Source organism: Clostridium sp. AF36-4 (assembly GCF_003435975.1).
In the GTDB taxonomy this organism is placed as follows: Bacteria; Bacillota; Clostridia; order Lachnospirales; family Lachnospiraceae; genus Eubacterium_F.
The window spans coordinates 25,475-43,851 of sequence record NZ_QTVH01000021.1 but is presented as its reverse complement, the minus strand read 5'-3'; the positions used below and the strand labels follow the sequence as shown (position 1 = coordinate 43,851).

General features: G+C 42.3%; 14 protein-coding genes. 2 read left to right on the top strand and 12 right to left on the bottom strand.

Annotation, left to right across the window (positions count from 1 at the left end):
• The coding region (locus DW005_RS10690; RefSeq protein ID WP_117479333.1) for an Rpn family recombination-promoting nuclease/putative transposase at nucleotides 1-1,041 on the bottom strand (1,041 nt) is incomplete at its 3' end.
• A 449-nt stretch (nucleotides 1,042-1,490) separates the two neighbouring features.
• Here DW005_RS10690 and DW005_RS10685 point away from each other — a divergent pair.
• Together DW005_RS10685 and DW005_RS10680 are read left to right on the top strand one after the other, a co-directional pair.
• Nucleotides 1,491-2,846, top strand: a complete 1,356-nt coding sequence (locus tag DW005_RS10685; RefSeq protein WP_117479331.1) for an alpha/beta hydrolase-fold protein — start codon at nucleotides 1,491-1,493, stop codon at nucleotides 2,844-2,846.
• Nucleotides 2,847-2,868: 22 nt separating this feature from the next.
• A complete protein-coding gene (locus DW005_RS10680; protein ID WP_117479330.1) occupies nucleotides 2,869-5,013 on the top strand; it encodes an alpha/beta hydrolase-fold protein in 2,145 nt (714 codons plus the stop codon).
• Between the two features lie 64 nt (nucleotides 5,014-5,077).
• Here DW005_RS10680 and eno read toward each other — a convergent pair whose 3' ends face one another.
• The 11 genes from eno to aspS form a co-directional block, all read right to left on the bottom strand.
• Entirely contained in the window at nucleotides 5,078-6,367 is a 1,290-nt protein-coding gene (gene eno / locus DW005_RS10675; protein ID WP_117479328.1) for a phosphopyruvate hydratase, read from the bottom strand.
• 54 nt (nucleotides 6,368-6,421) lie between these two features.
• Nucleotides 6,422-7,555: a molecular chaperone DnaJ gene (dnaJ, locus tag DW005_RS10670; protein WP_117479326.1), complete on the bottom strand. Its 1,134-nt coding sequence runs from the start codon at nucleotides 7,553-7,555 to the stop codon at nucleotides 6,422-6,424.
• A 220-nt stretch (nucleotides 7,556-7,775) separates the two neighbouring features.
• Nucleotides 7,776-9,674: a molecular chaperone DnaK gene (gene dnaK / locus DW005_RS10660; RefSeq protein ID WP_117479322.1), complete on the bottom strand. Its 1,899-nt coding sequence runs from the start codon at nucleotides 9,672-9,674 to the stop codon at nucleotides 7,776-7,778.
• Nucleotides 9,675-9,719: 45 nt separating this feature from the next.
• Nucleotides 9,720-10,310, bottom strand: a complete 591-nt coding sequence (gene grpE, locus DW005_RS10655; RefSeq protein WP_347461664.1) for a nucleotide exchange factor GrpE — start codon at nucleotides 10,308-10,310, stop codon at nucleotides 9,720-9,722.
• 14 nt (nucleotides 10,311-10,324) lie between these two features.
• Nucleotides 10,325-11,356, bottom strand: a complete 1,032-nt coding sequence (gene hrcA, locus DW005_RS10650; RefSeq protein WP_022376433.1) for a heat-inducible transcriptional repressor HrcA — start codon at nucleotides 11,354-11,356, stop codon at nucleotides 10,325-10,327.
• A 179-nt stretch (nucleotides 11,357-11,535) separates the two neighbouring features.
• The gene (locus DW005_RS10645; RefSeq protein ID WP_022376432.1) at nucleotides 11,536-11,880 is read right to left on the bottom strand and encodes a PilZ domain-containing protein; all 345 of its coding nucleotides are present in this window, start codon (nucleotides 11,878-11,880) and stop codon (nucleotides 11,536-11,538) included.
• A gap of 12 nt (nucleotides 11,881-11,892) precedes the next feature.
• Nucleotides 11,893-12,669: an Ig-like domain-containing protein gene (locus DW005_RS10640; RefSeq protein WP_117479320.1), complete on the bottom strand. Its 777-nt coding sequence runs from the start codon at nucleotides 12,667-12,669 to the stop codon at nucleotides 11,893-11,895.
• Nucleotides 12,670-13,402: 733 nt separating this feature from the next.
• On the bottom strand, nucleotides 13,403-14,842 hold the full coding sequence (gatB, locus tag DW005_RS10635; RefSeq protein WP_117479318.1) for an Asp-tRNA(Asn)/Glu-tRNA(Gln) amidotransferase subunit GatB: 1,440 nt from the start codon (nucleotides 14,840-14,842) through the stop codon (nucleotides 13,403-13,405).
• A gap of 2 nt (nucleotides 14,843-14,844) precedes the next feature.
• Nucleotides 14,845-16,290: an Asp-tRNA(Asn)/Glu-tRNA(Gln) amidotransferase subunit GatA gene (gene gatA / locus DW005_RS10630; RefSeq protein ID WP_117479316.1), complete on the bottom strand. Its 1,446-nt coding sequence runs from the start codon at nucleotides 16,288-16,290 to the stop codon at nucleotides 14,845-14,847.
• A 21-nt stretch (nucleotides 16,291-16,311) separates the two neighbouring features.
• Nucleotides 16,312-16,605 carry an Asp-tRNA(Asn)/Glu-tRNA(Gln) amidotransferase subunit GatC gene (gene gatC, locus DW005_RS10625; RefSeq protein ID WP_117479315.1) on the bottom strand — a complete coding sequence of 98 codons (294 nt, stop codon included), beginning with the start codon at nucleotides 16,603-16,605 and terminating at the stop codon, nucleotides 16,312-16,314.
• Nucleotides 16,606-16,623: 18 nt separating this feature from the next.
• Nucleotides 16,624-17,955, bottom strand: a complete 1,332-nt coding sequence (gene aspS, locus DW005_RS10620) for an aspartate--tRNA(Asn) ligase (RefSeq protein WP_022376427.1) — start codon at nucleotides 17,953-17,955, stop codon at nucleotides 16,624-16,626.
• Between the last annotated feature and the right edge of the window lie 422 nt (nucleotides 17,956-18,377).

Here is an 18,377-nt window from a genome sequence, read left to right as displayed (position 1 = left end):
CAATTCTTTTTGGTAGTCTGTATCCATGATTGCTTTTTGTATATCTTCCATTCGGTTATCCGCCAACAAGCATTGGTATAATGCGTTAATTTCCTCGATTCCCTGTGAAATTCCTTGTAAAATCCCTTGCGAAATCCCCTTTGCCATTCCACGCGCCTCTCCTTGAGCAATCCCTTTCTCTATTCCACGTGCCTCTCCTTGAGCAATCCCTTTCTCTATTCCTCGCGCTTCTCCACGTTCTTCATACATATCTAACAATACACACATATCGATTTTTCCTCCTTTTCCTTCTGTTGTCTCAATTAATTCTTTTGCTTTCCGATATCTCCTGTCATTTGTCACCGCAGACAGCCAATCTAAAAATGCTTCCGGGTGGTCTAATTGAAACTCCGTTGTTTGGAAATATTCATCCAGTTTTCTTCTGTCATTTCCACAGGACAGATAACGGACTATGTATTTAAAATCCGATTGATACTGGCGAATTGTCGTTTCCGGCTGACTGGCAAGGTTAATCACACAAACCGAATACGAGGGTATCCATTTTGTAAGTTCCTCACCAATGTCTTCCGGAAATTCCAGCATATCATTCAGACATCTTGGCTTTCCCCATTCATTCTGACTGTAATTCAAAACCAGAGTGATGACCGGACTTAATTTCTGTGAATCGTTAAGTTCCTTTGTCATCGGGTTTGGATAATTGCCGGTTTTTCGATTACTTTCCTTCACTTCCTTTATCTGCTCCATATATTTGGCGTGCTGGTATCCCATATCTCGCACCGGCATAACGTTGTTTCTGTCACTCTGATTTTCCAGACATAAGAAAAAACTTCTATTGTGCTTCTTACACTTCATCGGCACATCCATCTGTAACTGCCGAAGTTTATCATCCGATACGGCTTTCGTAATCAACTCGCCGGGTTCTCTCGACAACTCTTCCGCCGACACATAACATCTGCCACCAAATAAGTTTACATTTACAATGTCTGAAAATACATCTTTGTATTGTAGTAAATTTTTCTCTGCTAAATCTTTTGCTCCCAAACAGTATCCTCCTTAATTACCTAAATTCTTTTATTTCTATCACTACAAGGAGAACATCTGCGCCCCACCCTTGTTTGTATATATACTAGCACAATCAAAGTACAAAGTCAATATATTTGCTTACAATTGTCAGGCGACTTACGCCCCTCAAAAAGAGTCATAAATTATGCAAAACACGCCAAATTTCGGCATATAAAAAGAGCGTAAAACGACACCCCCAATAGAAGGGGCGTTCTACGCTCAAAGTTTTTATAAATCTTCCAATTGAATCTTTACAATCCATTTATCAATCGGAGTTAATTCCGTATTTGTTGCATAATAGTGAACAGTAGTCAAATCATCCTCTACAAAAAGCGTGAATAATTCATATTTTTGACATGATAAATCATGTTCATGCTAATCACACTATGCTAAAGTATAACCATAAAATTATATGAGGAGGATTTATCATGAACATATTAAAAAAACAAACCATCAGCATCGGTTTATGCTTTGCGCTTGCCGTATCGACACTTAGTGCCTTTACTCCGGCAACAGCGGCTGCAAAAGCAAAACTGGTCAAAAAGAAACTTACATTAACCGTTGGACAAAAGAAAAAGATTTCGATAAAATCAAAAAAGAAAAAAGCAAAATATTCTTTCAAAGCTTCCAACAAAAAAGCTTCCGTAAGTAAATCCGGCGTTATCACGGCAAAAAAAGCCGGCAAAGTTAAAATTACCGTAAAAGAGAAGTTGAAGAAAAAAACAAGAAAGGTGGGAACCATTACGGTTACTATCAAAAAGAAAATAGCACAAAACACGACAGTTCCGGCACTTAATACGCCAACACCTGTCGTTACAGCTACCCCGGCGGCGTCTCCGAGCAATGAACCAACTACCGAACCGACCGCTACCGCTACTGCAACTGCAACACCGACTCCAAAAGTCACCCCTACTCCATTTCCTGAGGACCCTGAATTTTCAAATATTCCAAAAGGTTATACCGCAAAAAATCAGGCTAACAAAGGAGAAGTAGAACGCTTTGAATATGAATCAACAGAATACATCAGTGACGATGAATCTACAAAAAAGACACCAATTGACCGCTATGCTATGGTTGTTCTTCCAAAAGACTATTCAAAGGCAAAAAAATATCCGGTTGTTTATATGCTCCACGGATTAAGCGACACGCCGGAATCCATGGTCGGAAACGGAATTCTTAACGATGGTGCAGGTACACAGTATGTGGTATGGAATGCCATTGCCAATGGTGATGTCAAAGAATGTATCGTCGTTTACCCATGTGTATGCTGTAACGAAGAAGGAAAAAGCAATTTTAACACAGATGCAAAAACAGCCTCTTATTATGACTACATCATTAATGACTTAACAAAAGTATTAATGCCTGCCATTAATAAAGAATATTCCACACTGACCGGACGAGAAAACACGGCGGTTTGTGGATTTTCTATGGGCGGACGCGAGACATTGAACATTGGTATAAGACGTCCTGATTTATTTAGCGGTATCGGATTATTTAACCCGGCACCGGGTGCTTTAGATGGCGGTGACATGCTTACAAAGGCAGATTTAAAACTTGCCGATGAGTACATAAACAGTACTTACATTCAGATTACAAAAGGTGCTACCGACACAGTTGTTGGCAGTAATCCAACCAATTATTACAATGCACTAAAGGCTGCCGGCATCCCATGTTCCTACTATGAAACAATGGGCGGCGACCCTGCAGGCAAAGGAAACGGTGGCCACTGGGCAACCGTTTATCATCATGGTTTGTATAATTTCTTAAAACGTATTTTCAAGTAAAAAAGAAAGGGGATTCTGAAACATGAAAAAAACATTTCTCTGCTTCAGTTTGTCCTTTGCACTTTTAGCATCTGCCCTGAACCCGTTGTTCTCGGCAGATGTTTTTGCAAAGGCAAAGTTAGCAAAAACAAAAATCACATTAACCGTAGGACAAAAGAAAAAGATTACAATAAAGGGAAAAAAGAAAAAAGCGAAGTACACATTTAAGGCTTCTAACAAAAAAGTTTCGGTAAACAAAAAAGGAGTTGTTACCGCAAAAAAAGCCGGAAAAACAAAAATTACCGTAAAGGAAAAACTTAAGAAAAAAACTAAGAAGATTGGGGTCGTTACAATTATAATAAAGAGCAAAGTATCAAATAGAAAGTCGATCGCAAGTGCGCAGCCGGCAGCCACAAATTCCGGAAATACCGGTAAAAAACCAACGACTGCACCAACAGCATCAGCCACACCAACACTGCCCCCTACTCCAACCGGCTCTCCGAAGCCTACTGCCACCCCACGTCCAACAGAAAATCCGGATTATTCTGATCTGCCATCCGGATTCATGAAAAAAAACGAGGCTAACAGTGGCACTCTGGAAGAATTCTACTACGATTCTACAGAAGTGTCAGAGGGCGAAACAGTAAAACGTCATGCACTCGTTGCACTGCCAAAAGGATACACAGAATCAAAAAAATACCCTGTCATCTATATGCAGCACGGTATTTTCGGTAACGAATATTCTCTTACCGGAGACAATACACAATATGTTGCCTGGAACGCTATGGCAAATGATGATATGAAAGATTCCATTGTTGTTTTTGCTAATGTTTGTGCAAACAAAGAAGGAAAAGGAACCGGCTTTAGTTTGGAGCATTACAAAGCCTATGACAACTTTATCAATGACTTAACAAAATGCCTTATGCCTGCTATCAACAAAAAATATTCTACACTGACAGGTCGTGAAAATACTGCTGTCTGCGGTTTTTCTATGGGTGGACGTGTAAGTTTGCAAATTGGATTTGAGCGACCGGATTTATTTGGTTACATTGGTGCTTTTTGTCCGGCTCCGGGTCTTTTGCCTTACACGATGAATGGAGTTACTGAACCCGGATTTTATACGGATTCCACATTTACGCTGCCAAGCGAATATTTAAATGACACTTATGTACAGATAACAAAAAGATTTAAAGATGATGTTGTAAAACAGCACCCACTTTTGTATCATCAGGCTCTGCAAAAAACAAACACACCTCATGTTTACTACGAAACGATGGGTGGTGATCCAAGCGGCAGCGGCAGTGGCAACCATGAAAAAGCAGTTTACCAGCATGGTTTCTACAATTTTATGAAAAATATTTTCAAACCAAATGTAACTGTTCCGGCAGGTGCATTAAGAAAAGATGGAGTAAAAGGAACAACAGAAGAATTCGAATACGAGTCCACTGCTGTAGCAAAAGGAAAAACAGTGACAAGAAAAGCCTTAGTTGGACTTCCGGATGGATACAATCCAAAGAAAAAATATCCGGTTGTCTACGGTTTACACGGTTATGGCTGGGGCATCTATAATCTTGCCCAAGATGGTGCCACAGATGTTGTTTGGAACGGCTATGCCAATGATGTTATGGAAGAAGTAATTATGGTTTTCCCTAATATTTGTGCCAATGAATCCGGTCAGGGAAACGGTTACAGCCAAGAAACTTATGACGCCTATGACAATTGTGTGAACGATATCGTAAACTGCTTAATGCCTGCTATTAACAAACATTACAGCGTCAAAACCGGACGCCTCAATACAGCCGTCTGGGGATTCTCAATGGGTGGCAGAGAAGCTTTGAATGCAGGATTTAAACATCCGGATAAATTTGGTTATATCGGTGCCTTTTGTCCCGCTCCGGGCGTTCTCCCATATAGTGCAGAAAAAGGGATTTTTACCGAAGATACTTTCACACTGCCGGATGCTTATAAAGAAAACACGTTAGTTATGATTGTAAAAGGGAAAAATGACACAATGGTAGGTAACAATCCAATCCTTTACCATAAGGCCTTGGAAAAAAATAATGTTCCGCACATTTATTATGAAACCATGGGCGGAGATGCTGTAAACCGCGGAGGTGGCGGCCACCAAAATGTCGTTTATCTGCACGGATTGTATAATTTAATGAAACGGGCTTTCCCATGCAAATAAATTTATGGCTGTGTCAAAACTTGTTGACACAGCCATTTTTATTTTACTTTTTTCGGTTTTTTCTTTACCCACCATACACAGCGCACTCGCCAAGTTCTTCTTCAATTCTAAGAAGCTGGTTATACTTAGCCACCCGGTCTGTGCGCGCCGGTGCGCCGGTTTTAATCTGCCCGGCATTCATGCCGACTGCAATGTCTGCAATCGTAGTGTCTTCCGTTTCACCCGAACGATGACTGACAATGGCATTCCATCCGGTCGTCTGTGTCATTCGAATCGCCTCGAGAGTTTCTGTCACGGTTCCAATCTGATTTGGCTTGATTAAGACCGCATTTGCCGCCTGAAGTTTAATTCCCTTTTCGATACGTTTGGTATTTGTAACAAACAAATCATCACCAACAAGCTGCACTTTATCTCCTAATTTATCCATGAGTTTCTGCCAGCCCGACCAATCTTCTTCTGCCAGTCCGTCTTCAATCGAAACAATTGGGTACCTGCGGCACAAATCACACCAAAAATCAATCATTTCATCTGTACTTTTGTACTCACCGGATTTCCAGAATAAATATTCGCCCGGTCTTCCTGCCTTTACAGCCTCCTCATACATTTCTGTGCTGGCACCATCCATAGCAATCGAAAAATCCTCGCCCGGACGGTATCCTGCTTTTTCAATAGCCCCTGTAATAAAAGAAAGCGCCTCGTCCTCATGAGCAAGATGCGGTGCGAATCCACCCTCATCACCAATGGAGGTGGCAAATTCCTTTTCTGCCAACAGTTTCTTCAAGGTAGCGTATACATTCGCGCACCACTCCAAACACTGATGAAAGGAAGATGCTCCTATCGGCATAATCATAAACTCCTGAATCGTTAAACTACTGTCCGCATGTTTTCCGCCATTCATAATATTCATCATCGGAATCGGCATAACACGCGCATTTGGTCCGCCCAGATACTGATACAACGGAACACCGAGCTGTTTTGCTGCCGCCTTTGCCACAGCAAGCGATGTCCCCAAAATTGCATTAGCACCCAGTTTTGCTTTGTTTGCGGTACCATCTTCACGTATCATCAGCGTATCAATTTCCACCTGATTCAATGCATTTTTCCCTTCCAATTTATCGGCAAGAATGTCATTAATATTTTCTACCGCACGCTTTACGCCATTTCCACGGTAACGCGGCAATTCACTGTCTCGCAGTTCCACTGCTTCAAACGCCCCCGTAGACGCCCCGGAGGGAACGGATGCTCTGCCCGCTGCCCCTCCGCACAATTTTACCTCCACCTCAATCGTTGGATTTCCTCTGGAATCTAAAATCTCTCTTCCTCGTATCGTATTAATTCGAAATGCCTGTATCATAAAAAAGCCTCCTGTTTTCGATTAGTATAAACAGAAGGCTTCTTTCCTATACAATTATTTTTTGTGCTTTTTATTTTTCTTATTTTCTTCGTCCTCAATCGACTTATCCAACTGCTCTAACAGTTTTTTCTGCTCTTTGGTAAGCTTTGTCGGCACATCCACAACCAAATCCACATAATGGTTGCCTCGCATTTTGCGGTTACGAAGGGACGGAACTCCCTTACCACGCAAACGAACTCTTGTACCGGTCTGCGTTCCTGCCTTTACATTGTATGCGACATCGCCATCAATTGTCGGGATAACCACATCTCCGCCAAGAACAGCTCTTGGATAAGAAATCCGTACGGTTGAGTAAATATCATAATCCATGCGCTGGAAATCTTTGTGGCGTTCTACATATACTTCTACAAGCAAATCACCGCGGGCACCGCCATTTTTGCCCGGTTCTCCTTTGCCACGCAGACGAACGCTCTGTCCGTGGTCGATTCCTGCCGGAATACTGACCTGCAATTTCTCTTTTTTGCTTGTATAACCCTGTCCGTGACAATCCGGACATTTTTCCTTAATAATTGTACCTTTACCGCCACAAGCCGGACATGTAGTAACATTCTGCACCATTCCGAAAAGTGACTGCTGTGTCTGAACAATCTGTCCTCGTCCGCCGCATCGCTCACATTTGACCGGGCTAGTTCCTGCTTTGGCTCCGCTTCCCCCACAAGTCTTGCATTCAACTTTGGATGGAATTTCAATTTCCTTTTCCGTGCCAAAACAAGCTTCTTCAAATGTAATTTTTACCTGTGTCCGCAGATTTGCTCCGCGCTGTGGGGCATTCGGATCTGCACGCCGGCTTCTGCCGCCGCCAAATCCTCCACCGAATAAATCTCCGAAAATATCTCCGAAACTGCCAAAGATATCATCCATATTCATATTGGTGAATCCACCGCCGCCACCGGCACCACCATCAAAAGCGGCATGACCAAACTGATCATACTGGCGTCTCTTTTCCGGGTCACTTAATACGGCATAAGCCTCAGAAGCTTCCTTGAATTTTGCTTCTGCTTCTTTATCACCCGGATTCGTATCGGGGTGGTACTTTTTGGCTAATACACGATAGGCCTTTTTCAGCGCTGCCTCATCGGCATTCTTGTCTACGCCAAGGACTTCGTAATAATCTCTCTTGTCTGCCATGTCTCCTCCACTCTCTTTCTATCCTTTTACGTGCAAATAACCCGCGTGATTCTCATCATCGCGGGCATTCGCCCTTCTCAGCTCCCAGTTCTCTAATGAGCCGTGATTCTTCGCAGCTTCGCTGCTCATCATCGCGGGCATTCGCCCTATGACAAGGAAACAAATGTTTTTCTCTTGTGCAAGCACAAGAAAATCATTTGTTTCCTTGTCGCACGGCTCATTACAGTTCGCGGTAATCCCCATCTACTACGTCATCGCCGCTATTGTCCTGAGCTGCACCGGCTCCAGGGTTTGGTCCGGCACCTGCGCCACTCATGTCAGGGCCTGCTCCCTGTGCACCACCGGCAGCCTGCTGTGCCTGCTCGTATACTTTTGCGAATACCTGCTGTGCATTTGTCATCAAAGATTCTTTTGCAGCTTTCAACTCATCAACATCGGCATCGCTCATGTTCTCCGGTGTTGTACGCTCCAAGATTGCTTTTACTTTATCAATCTCAGCCTGTACTTTTTCTTTCTCTGCTACATCTACGCCATCGCCAACGTCCTGCAATGCTTTCTCAGTCTGGAATACCATACTGTCAGCTTCGTTGCGGGCATCAATGCCTTCTTTTCTCTTCTTATCCTGTGCTTCGAATTCAGCAGCTTCTTTAACTGCTTTTTCGATTTCTTCATCATTCATGTTAGAACCAGCAGTAATTGTGATGTGCTGTTCTTTTCCTGTTCCCAAGTCCTTAGCGGATACATTTACAATACCATTGGCATCGATATCAAATGTAACCTCAATCTGTGGTACTCCACGCATTGCCGGAGGAATACCATCCAAGCGGAACTGTCCAAGAGATTTATTATCTCTAGCGAACTGTCTCTCGCCCTGTACTACGTTAATGTCTACAGCGGTCTGGTTATCTGCTGCGGTAGAGAAAATCTGACTCTTCTTAGTAGGAATTGTTGTATTTCTCTCGATAAGTTTGGTAGCCACACCACCCATTGTCTCGATAGCAAGTGACAATGGAGTTACATCCAGAAGAAGGATGTCGCCGGCACCGGAATCTCCAGCCAGTTTACCACCCTGAATCGAAGCACCAAGTGCTACACACTCATCCGGGTTCAAGGATTTGTTCGGCTCATGTCCGGTCAACTGTTTTACTTTATCCTGTACAGCAGGGATACGTGTTGAACCACCAACTAACAATACTTTTCCTAATTCAGAAGCGGTAATACCGGCATCTTTCAATGCGTTCTGAACCGGTGTTGCTGTTCTCTCTACAAGGTCAGCGGTCAATTCATCAAATTTTGCACGTGTTAAGTTCATATCAAAGTGCTTTGGTCCCTCAGCTGTAGCTGTGATAAATGGCAGGTTAATGTTTGTTGTAGTTGCAGAAGACAACTCTTTCTTTGCTTTCTCTGCTGCTTCTTTCAAACGCTGCATTGCCATCTTATCAGTAGAAAGGTCAACACCCTCTGCCTTCTTAAATTCAGAAACCATGTAGTCACATACTTTATTATCAAAGTCGTCACCACCAAGTTTGTTATCACCGGAAGTAGAAAGTACTTCGATGACACCATCACCAATCTCAATGATGGAAACATCAAATGTACCACCACCAAGGTCATATACCATAATCTTCTGCTCGCCTTCATTATCCAAACCATAAGCAAGCGCTGCTGCTGTTGGCTCGTTGATAATACGTTTTACATCCAAACCTGCAATTTTACCTGCATCTTTGGTTGCCTGACGCTGTGCGTCGTTAAAGTAAGCAGGAACTGTAATTACAGCCTCTGTTACCTTCTCACCACCAAGGTAATTCTCTGCATCACTTTTCAATTTCTGAAGAATCATAGCGGAAATTTCCTGTGGTGTATATTTCTTATCATCAATTGCTGCACGGTAATCCGTACCCATATGTCTCTTAATAGAAGAAATAGTCTTCTCTGCGTTTGTTACTGCCTGACGTTTTGCCGGCTCACCAACCAAACGCTCACCAGTCTTTGTAAATGCTACAACAGATGGGGTTGTTCTTGCGCCCTCAGCGTTTGCTACAACAACCGGTTTGCCACCTTCCATTACTGCTACACAACTGTTTGTTGTTCCTAAGTCAATACCAATAATCTTGCTCATAATAATACTTCCTTTCTGTCTATACCATGACTGTTATTTTCTTTATTAGTTTAACACTTTAACCATACTGTGTCTGACTACTGAATCTTTATACATATAACCCTTTTGGAATTCCTCAATGACCTGATTGGATGCATCTGAATCATCTTCATCATGCATAACGGCATTATGGAAATTCGGGTCAAATTCTTTACCAACTGCCTCAATCGGTGTCACACCGATTTCTTCTAATCCGGTAAGAAGCTGTTTGTAAACGGCCTCAATTCCTTTGGCAAATGGTGTCTCTTTTTCTTCATCGGAAAGTCCGTCAAAACCTCGCTCCAAGTTATCCACAACCGGAAGCATCTTTTCAACAACTGACTTCGCACCAATTTCAAACATGGCACTTTTTTCTTTTTCCGAGCGGTTTCTAAAGTTTTCAAACTCTGCCAGATTTCTCATCAGGCGGTCATTCAACTCTTCAATCTTTTCATCTTTTTTGTCTTTTTTTGCTTTCTTCTTAACCGCTTTTTCTGACTTTTCCGTTTTTTTCTTTTCTTTTGTTTCTTCTTTATCAGCTTGTTCCACCGTTTCTTCTACAGTTTCTTCTTCCTTTACTTCTTCTTTAACGTCTTCGTTTTTCATCTCTTCAGCCAATTCACTTCACCTCGCTATTTCTTTTTAAATATGTCATCTAGCTGCTGCATGCAGTTTTCCAATGTGCCAACTACTTTTTCGTAGTCCATACGCTTTGGTCCGACAATACCTATCTTTCCATAAACGCCTTCTTTAATTCGGTACGTGGCAGTTACAACGGAACAATCTTTCATTGACTCTACCGGTGATTCCTCACCAATGTACACCTGAATGCCATGTTCCTTGTCATCCTCCGGTGGTTCATCGTTGGCCCATGCTGACAACATCTGTTTTTCTTCAAATGTGGAAAGCAGTCCGGTCATTTTCTCCTTATCCGATAACTCCGGATATTTCAAAATATTCGTGGCGCCCGATGTGTAAATCTCTGAGTCATCCTCTTCTGTCATAACTTCCGAAATACAATCCAAAATGCTAGATGCCAATTCTCCGTATTCCCCGGCTTTTTCTTTGATTTGCTGCATAATCGCCATGTTAATCTCAGTAAAATCAAGTCCGGTGAGTGCCGTGTTCATCAAAAAATTCATCTGAGCAATCACATTCTCATCGGCATCCGTCATAAGGTTAATGAACTTGTTGCTTACGTGGTTGTTATCAAGAACAACAATCACAAGCAGCTGTCGTTCACTCATCTGATTTAGCTGGATAAACTTAATCCGCTTATGCTGATACTTTGGCTTGGTCACCATGGAAGTGTAATTCGTATTCTGTGCAAGTAACTTTGCAACCTGCTGTAACAGAAGGTCAATCTTATCTGCCTTCTCGACCATCAACTCCTTCATCTCAGACACTTCTTCATCTTTTCTCTGTAAAATCGTGTCTACATATAGTCGGTATGCTTTATCCGAAGGAATTCTGCCGGCAGAAGTGTGTGGCTGTAAAATGTAACCCATCTCTTCCAAATCCGACATCTCATTACGGATGGTTGCGGAACTAAGATTCAAATCCGTGTACTTAGAAACAGTTCGGGAACCAACCGGCTCGCCTGTCTCCATGTAATTACGAATAATCGCTTCGAGTATCTTTTGTTTTCTCTCATTCAGTTCCAAAATACCACCTCGATTTCTTTTTGTTAGCACTCACTATCAAAGAGTGCTAATCATTGACTAAACTAAAGATACCACCTTGTGTTACCTTTGTCAATAGGGTTTGTAAAAATTTTTTTCAAAATAAAAACACCGGTGCAAAAAAGGCTCCTTCTAAGCACCGGTGCATTGTTTCATTCTTATTATTTTTGCAGAGACGCAGCATAATCATTAATTACATAATCCATAATGGATGCCGTTCCTACAATTTCACATCCATAAATATAGTCATCTCCGCTTTTCTGCTGACGGATAATTCGAACAACACAATTGAGCGAATCATTTTCTGCCAAAGTAAGTCTCGCATTAAAGTAATACCCCATCGGCAGTACACTGGCTGAACGAAAACCAATGCCCGCTTTGGAAACATCAATTACCTCAATCGGTGCATTAATATTTTCCACCTTTACGTGATCCTGCTTAAATAAATTGGAAATTTCCAAATTCAATTTTGCCGGCCAGCGTTTTTCTCTTCTCATCTCAATCATAATAAGCCTCCATTATTCATCGTCATCTTCATCATCTGTATCTGCATCATCTATAACAGTAACGGTACATTTTGCTTTTACACCGCTTCCGTCAGTTGCCATTGCCGTAATCACTGCCTTACCGGCATCTACGATATAAACATAACCATCCTCATCTACTTTAACCACTTTTTTATTGGAACTGGTCCATTTCAATGTCTGATTTGTTGCATTGGATGGAGAAATGCGAGGTTCAAATTCATAATCTTCTTCGTCCTCATCATCTTCATCCTCATCGTCTTCATCATCCGAATCCTCATCAGAATCCTCTATGTCATCATCCGAATCATCATCGGAATCGTCCTCTTCTTCAACCAATGGCATATGGAGTGTTAACTTTTTCTTCATGCTGATTTTTTTAATCAAAACATTCTTTTTTGCAACGGTAACAGTAAATTTTACCTGTTTCGCCGGATTCGCTTTGGATTTCACTGTAATCTTAGCTTTTCCTATTTTTTTGGCTTTCAAAACGCCCTTTTTAGAAACCGTAACAACCGATTTTTTGGAAGACTCAAACTTGACCGCTTTGCTTGCCTTACTTCCTTTTTTTAGAATAACATTCACGGAAAGTTTCAGTTTCTTGCCTTTACCAAGTGTGATATTTTTGTCTTGGACATTCGTAACCTCAACTTTTTTTACATCTTTGCTCTTTGTCATCTTTGCCTGGCTCGGATTCCAGATAACCGTGTAGGTCATCATAACCGCAAGCGCTAACACCCCGGCGAACAGCCTAAAACATCTTTTCTTCATATAAAATACCCCCTTAAAATAAATAATGGCATCTGCGAATCACTTCACAGATATCATCATTTTATCATACGTGTCATTTTATTGTCAAATATTCCATATTATTGTTTGTGTCAAGTGTTCGTTGGCACTTTTGAATTTTCCGTAATTTCGTAGAAAACATTTGTCACACACCTGCTATCTCCTCCCTAGACAACTCTTTTTCCTTAATTTGTCCTATATGGTTGCATCTTGGCGTCATAATCTCAATCAAGCAGAGAAAATTAGGCTGTTAAAACAACGTTTTTTGCCAATTTTCTTCTTCATAGTTGTTTTTTTCAGAAAATCACAAAAAATTATGCAACTCTTTTTTTGTTTGACAGCAATTTAGGTTGCATACGATTGATTTGTATCAAATGCTCATTGCCGCTTTTAAACTTTCCGTAATTTCGTAGAAAACCTTTGTCACCCCATCATTCCAGACTCAGTTTCTCTTTACCTTATAACCGCATCTATTAGCAACACATAACCATCTCATCCGGCGATACTTCATCCTCATAGTAGGTAATTACGGTACGGTTTTGGGCTTCCAGTGATTTAGGAGAAAAACATTTGCGTCTCGTGGGTTTGAGTACGTCGGTATGTGGCACTGGTACTTTCAGTGCCCATACCGCTACGCACTCAACTAGTGAGAACGCCCACGAGACGCAAATGTTTTTCTCCTAAATTACCGGAATCCCAAAAAATACCGGCTCTATTATTTCCGATCAAGAATCTCTGTCAATATCTGATTTACCATACCCGGATTTGCTTTACCCTGCATCGCTTTCATTGTCTGGCCAACCAAGAAACCAATTGCTTTTTTCTTCCCTGCCTGATAATCGGCAACAGACTGTGGATTTTGTTCTACAATCTTCTCAATCGTTTCGCGCAGAGCTCCTTCGTCACTGACCGTACCAAGTCCATGCTCTTTGACATACTGCTCCGGGTCTGTATTCTCTGTGAAAACAACTTCGAAGACTTCTTTTGCTACGGTGGAGTTAATCGTTCCTTTATCCGCAAGGGCAATTAACTTTGCGAGATTCTCCGGGGCAAAAGTAATATCTTCCGGCTCCATTTCTTTCTCTTTTAAAAGGCGCATCGTCTCGCCCATCAGCCAGTTTGATGCTTTCTTTGGATTTGCTCCAAGTGAAACCGTCTGCTCAAACAAATCTGCCATCTTCTTGCTCGCCGTAAGAATCGAAATATCATAGGCAGGAATATCAAATTCTTTTTCGTAGCGTGCTGCCTTTTGCTCCTGAAACTCCGGTTCGCTGTCCTTAATCTTCTGAATCCATTCATCGGAAATGACAATCGGTGTCAAATCCGGGTCCGGGAAGTAACGGTAATCCTGCGCATCCTCTTTGGAACGCATGGCATAGGAATATTCTTTATTGTCATCCCATCGTCTTGTTTCCTGCACAACTTTTTTGCCGTCTTCCAACAACTCAATCTGGCGCGCACGTTCTCCTTCAATGGCGCGGGCAATTGCTTTAAAGGAATTCAAGTTTTTCATCTCGGTACGGGTACCAAATTCACTCGCACCAACCTCACGCACTGACAAGTTGACATCCGCACGCATGGAACCTTCATTTAATTTACAATCGGATGCGCCAAGATACTGAATCGTCATACGAAGTTTTTCCAGATATGCAATTACTTCATCTGCGCTTCGCATATCCGGCTCTGACACAATTTCAATCAGAGGTACACCGGAACGGTTATAATCCACGAGGGAACAGTCTGCCCAATCATCATGTACCAGTTTTCCGGCATCCTCTTCCATATGAATTTCATGGATACCAACATTTTTTTTGCCGCCGGCTGTCTCAATTTCAACATGTCCATTGATACAGATTGGCAGATACAACTGGGAAATCTGATAGTTCTGTGGGTTATCCGGGTAAAAATAGTTTTTTCGATCAAATTTACAATACTGGTTAATGTCGCAGTTTAATGCCAGACCAACTGCCATCGCATATTCTACAACCTGTTTATTTAATACCGGCAGAGAACCCGGCATACCGGTACACACCGGACAGGTATGAGTATTTGGCGCACCGCCAAATGCCGTTGAGCAGCCGCAGAAAATTTTCGTTTTCGTTGCTAATTCCACATGGACTTCCAGTCCAATCACTGTTTCGTACTGTTTTGCCATGATTACTCCGCCTCCTTTGCCTGTTCATATGTGTATGCCGTCTGAATCATTTTCTTCTCATTAAAACAATCAGCGATAAGCTGCAAACCAATCGGCAGACCATTTTTATCCGTTCCACAAGGAACTGTCATTCCCGGCAGACCGGCAAGGTTTACAGAAATCGTATAAATATCACCCAAATACATTTTCAATGGGTCACTTAAGCTGTCTCCAATTTTAGGTGCTGTCGTTGGCGCTGCCGGTGATAAAATCACATCATATTTTTCAAATGCACGGTCAAACGCCTTTTTAATCAATGCTTTAGTACGCAGTGCTTTTAAGTAGTAAGCATCATAATAACCACTGCTTAAAACAAAGGAACCAAGCATAATACGACGTTTTACTTCCGGACCAAAGCCTTCGGAACGGCTCTTTTTGTACATATTATGAAGTCCTTCGTATTCTTCTGTGCGGTAACCGTATTTTACACCGTCAAAGCGGGACAAGTTGGAACTTGCCTCAGCGGAAGCAATGACATAATACGCCGGAATTGCATACTCAACAAGACTTAAGTCAAATTCCTCGACAATTGCTCCTTTTTGTTTCAAAACTTCTGCTGCCTTGAAAATCGCATCCTTTACCTCGGAATCAAGTCCTTCTCCAAAGTAGTCTTTTGGAATACCAATTTTCATTCCCTTTACGTCATCTACAAGTGCTGATGTGAAATCGGTATCCTCACGTGCCACACTGGTGCTGTCCTTCTTATCATAGGAAGAAATTGCTTCCAAAATTGTTGCGCAGTCGGTTACATCTTTAGCAATTGGACCAATCTGGTCAAGTGAAGAACCGTAAGCAATCAGCCCGTAACGGGAAACCGTACCATACGTTGGCTTGATTCCGGTCACACCACAGAATGAACTTGGCTGGCGGATAGAACCGCCGGTATCTGAACCAAGGGCAAAGGAACATTCCTCCGCCGCAACTGCCGCACAGGAACCACCGGAAGAACCGCCCGGTACATGCTCTGTATTGTGTGGGTTTCTCGTAATTCCGTAAGCAGAGGTCTCTGTTGTACTTCCCATCGCGAACTCATCCATGTTTGTTTTTCCGATGATAACTGCTCCTGCTGCCTCCAGATTTTTTACTGCTTCCGATGTATACGTTGGCACAAAATTATATAAAATCTTGGAACTGCATGTTGTAAGCACGCCCTCAGTACACATATTATCTTTGATTGCCACCGGGACTCCCGCAAGCGGGCCTGTCAGCTCACCGGCATCAATTTTTTTCTGTATTTCTTTTGCTTTTTCTAAAATAGCTTCTTTCTCTAACACCGTAACATAACTGTGAATCGCATCTTCTTTTTTCTCAATCTGCTCTAAGGCGTCCAATACTGCCTCTTCTACGGTCACTTCCCCGGCTTGAATCTTTTTACCGAGTGCAACCGCCGTCAAACTCATTAAACTCATATGCTTCCTCCATTCCGCTTATTAAGCAAAGGTTTTTGGCACCATGTATGTTCCTTCTTTTTTCTGCGGTGCATTTTTCAACATGTTCTCTCTATCATCTCCATTTGTCACTTCGTCCTCACGGAACACATTGTGAACCGGGAACACATGAGACAAAGGTTCCACGCCCTCGGTGTCAAGTTCGTTTAATTTGTCAATGTAATCGAGCATACTTTCCATATCCTTTTTTGCCTGCTCTTTTTCTTCTTCATTCAATTCCAGTTTTGCTAAAATTCCTACATATTCAATTGTTTCATCTGAAATATGATTTGCCATACAAACACTTCCTTTCTTTTATGGTTCGAGACGGTTCAAATCCCTTGGGAACAAGGTCGTCTCACGAACATTCTCTTCCCCTAACAGTTTCATTGTTAAGCGCTCCATTCCAATTCCCAGTCCACCATGTGGCGGCATGCCATGTTTGAAAATCATCATGTACTGCTCCATGCCTTCCTGCGTCATTCCCCTGTCCGCGATTTTGTCCACAAGCGTCTGGTAATCGTGAATACGCTGTCCACCGGTTGTGATTTCAAGTCCGTGGAACAATAAATCAAAACTCAGTGTATACGTCGTATCTTCCGGGTCATCCATCGCATAGAACGGACGTTTTTTTGAAGGATAATGGGTAACAAACACAAAATCGGCATCCATTTCTTCCTTAAAGTATTGTCCAATCAGTGCTTCCTCTTCCGGCTCTAAGTCAAATGGGTTGCGGATTGTCCGGTTGTATTTTTCTGCCACGAGTTCTTTTGCCTTGTCAAACCGAACCTGTGGAATTTTATCAACCTTTGGCAGTGTGACTTTCAAAAGATCCAATTCTTTTTTGTACTCTTTTTGCAAAAGTTCCATCGTGTACTGCAAAAATCCGGTTTCCATCTCCATAATATCTTCAAAGCTGTCAATATAGCCCATCTCAAAGTCAAGAGAAGTATACTCATTCAAATGACGCTTTGTGTTGTGCTTTTCTGCACGAAATACCGGCGCCGCCTCAAAGACACGGTCAAACACGCCAACCATCATCTGTTTGTAAAACTGCGGGCTTTGTGCAAGCACAGCATGTTTATGAAAATATTCGAGACGGAATAAGTTTGCACCGCCCTCAGCACCTCTGGCGCCGATTTTTGGCGAATGGATTTCGGTAAAGCCCTGCTCATGCAGAAAATCCCGGAATCCACGGATGATTCCTTCCTGGATTCTAAATTTCGCACGCTCCTTTACATTTCGCAGAGAAAGCGGACGCAAATCCAATTTTGTTTCCAGCGAGGTATTCATTTTCCATTTGTTAATAGCTATCGGCATTGGTTCCGTTGGCTTTGACAAAATGGTTACGGTACGCAGGCGGATTTCAAATCCATGCGGTGCACGCTCCTCTTTTGCCACAACACCGGTCACACAAACGGTATCTTCTTCCTGCAATTCTTTCAGCGAAATATCCGTAACGCCATCTTCATAAACGGTCTGCAAAAGCCCCTCGCTCTTTCTCAAAACCACAAACGCCACATCGCCCATGTCTCTGATTTTGTGAACTGCACCATTTACCGTTACTTCTTTTCCCTCATACTCACCGGCTAAAATGTCTTGAATGCCAAGTGTCTTTTTTTCTGTCTTTCCTGTTAAATATTCCATAGTAACCTCCATTCCCATGTGTCTTCACATGATTCCACCAAATGATTTTGAAGGTTGCAAAAAAAGCAACCTGCCTTCGACAGATTGCTTTGAAATAAATACGTCCCAGCAAAGCATCTCTGCCTTCTGGGACGGGAAAAATGTTCATCAAAATAAGAGCCTAAAAACCCGCGGTACCACCCGCATTGAGACACCCCGTCGTATCTCCACTCATTCAACCAATAACGGTGTCACCCGGATGAGCCTACCTCTTATAATCGTTTCAACTCATCAGCTCCGGAATGTTCTCCTGTTTACCGCTTCCGCAAGACGCTCGCAGTCCATGACGCCTCTCCCTGTCGTAAAGTCACTGCATAAACAATCGTTTCCTTCATTGCTTTGCCATGTATTGTAGCACAGCGAAAAAAATGTGTCAAGCACCC

What these genes read in the sequence shown, in the direction of transcription:
- DW005_RS10685 (WP_117479331.1), top strand. Translation starts at nt 1,491, where the DNA reads ATGAACATATTAAAAAAACAAACCATCAGCATCGGTTTATGCTTTGCG.
- DW005_RS10680 (WP_117479330.1), top strand. Translation starts at nt 2,869, where the DNA reads ATGAAAAAAACATTTCTCTGCTTCAGTTTGTCCTTTGCACTTTTAGCA.
- eno (WP_117479328.1), bottom strand. Translation starts at nt 6,367, where the DNA reads ATGATACAGGCATTTCGAATTAATACGATACGAGGAAGAGAGATTTTA.
- dnaJ (WP_117479326.1), bottom strand. Translation starts at nt 7,555, where the DNA reads ATGGCAGACAAGAGAGATTATTACGAAGTCCTTGGCGTAGACAAGAAT.
- dnaK (WP_117479322.1), bottom strand. Translation starts at nt 9,674, where the DNA reads ATGAGCAAGATTATTGGTATTGACTTAGGAACAACAAACAGTTGTGTA.
- DW005_RS10645 (WP_022376432.1), bottom strand. Translation starts at nt 11,880, where the DNA reads ATGATTGAGATGAGAAGAGAAAAACGCTGGCCGGCAAAATTGAATTTG.
- DW005_RS10640 (WP_117479320.1), bottom strand. Translation starts at nt 12,669, where the DNA reads ATGAAGAAAAGATGTTTTAGGCTGTTCGCCGGGGTGTTAGCGCTTGCG.
- gatB (WP_117479318.1), bottom strand. Translation starts at nt 14,842, where the DNA reads ATGGCAAAACAGTACGAAACAGTGATTGGACTGGAAGTCCATGTGGAA.
- gatA (WP_117479316.1), bottom strand. Translation starts at nt 16,290, where the DNA reads ATGAGTTTAATGAGTTTGACGGCGGTTGCACTCGGTAAAAAGATTCAA.
- gatC (WP_117479315.1), bottom strand. Translation starts at nt 16,605, where the DNA reads ATGGCAAATCATATTTCAGATGAAACAATTGAATATGTAGGAATTTTA.
- aspS (WP_022376427.1), bottom strand. Translation starts at nt 17,955, where the DNA reads ATGGAATATTTAACAGGAAAGACAGAAAAAAAGACACTTGGCATTCAA.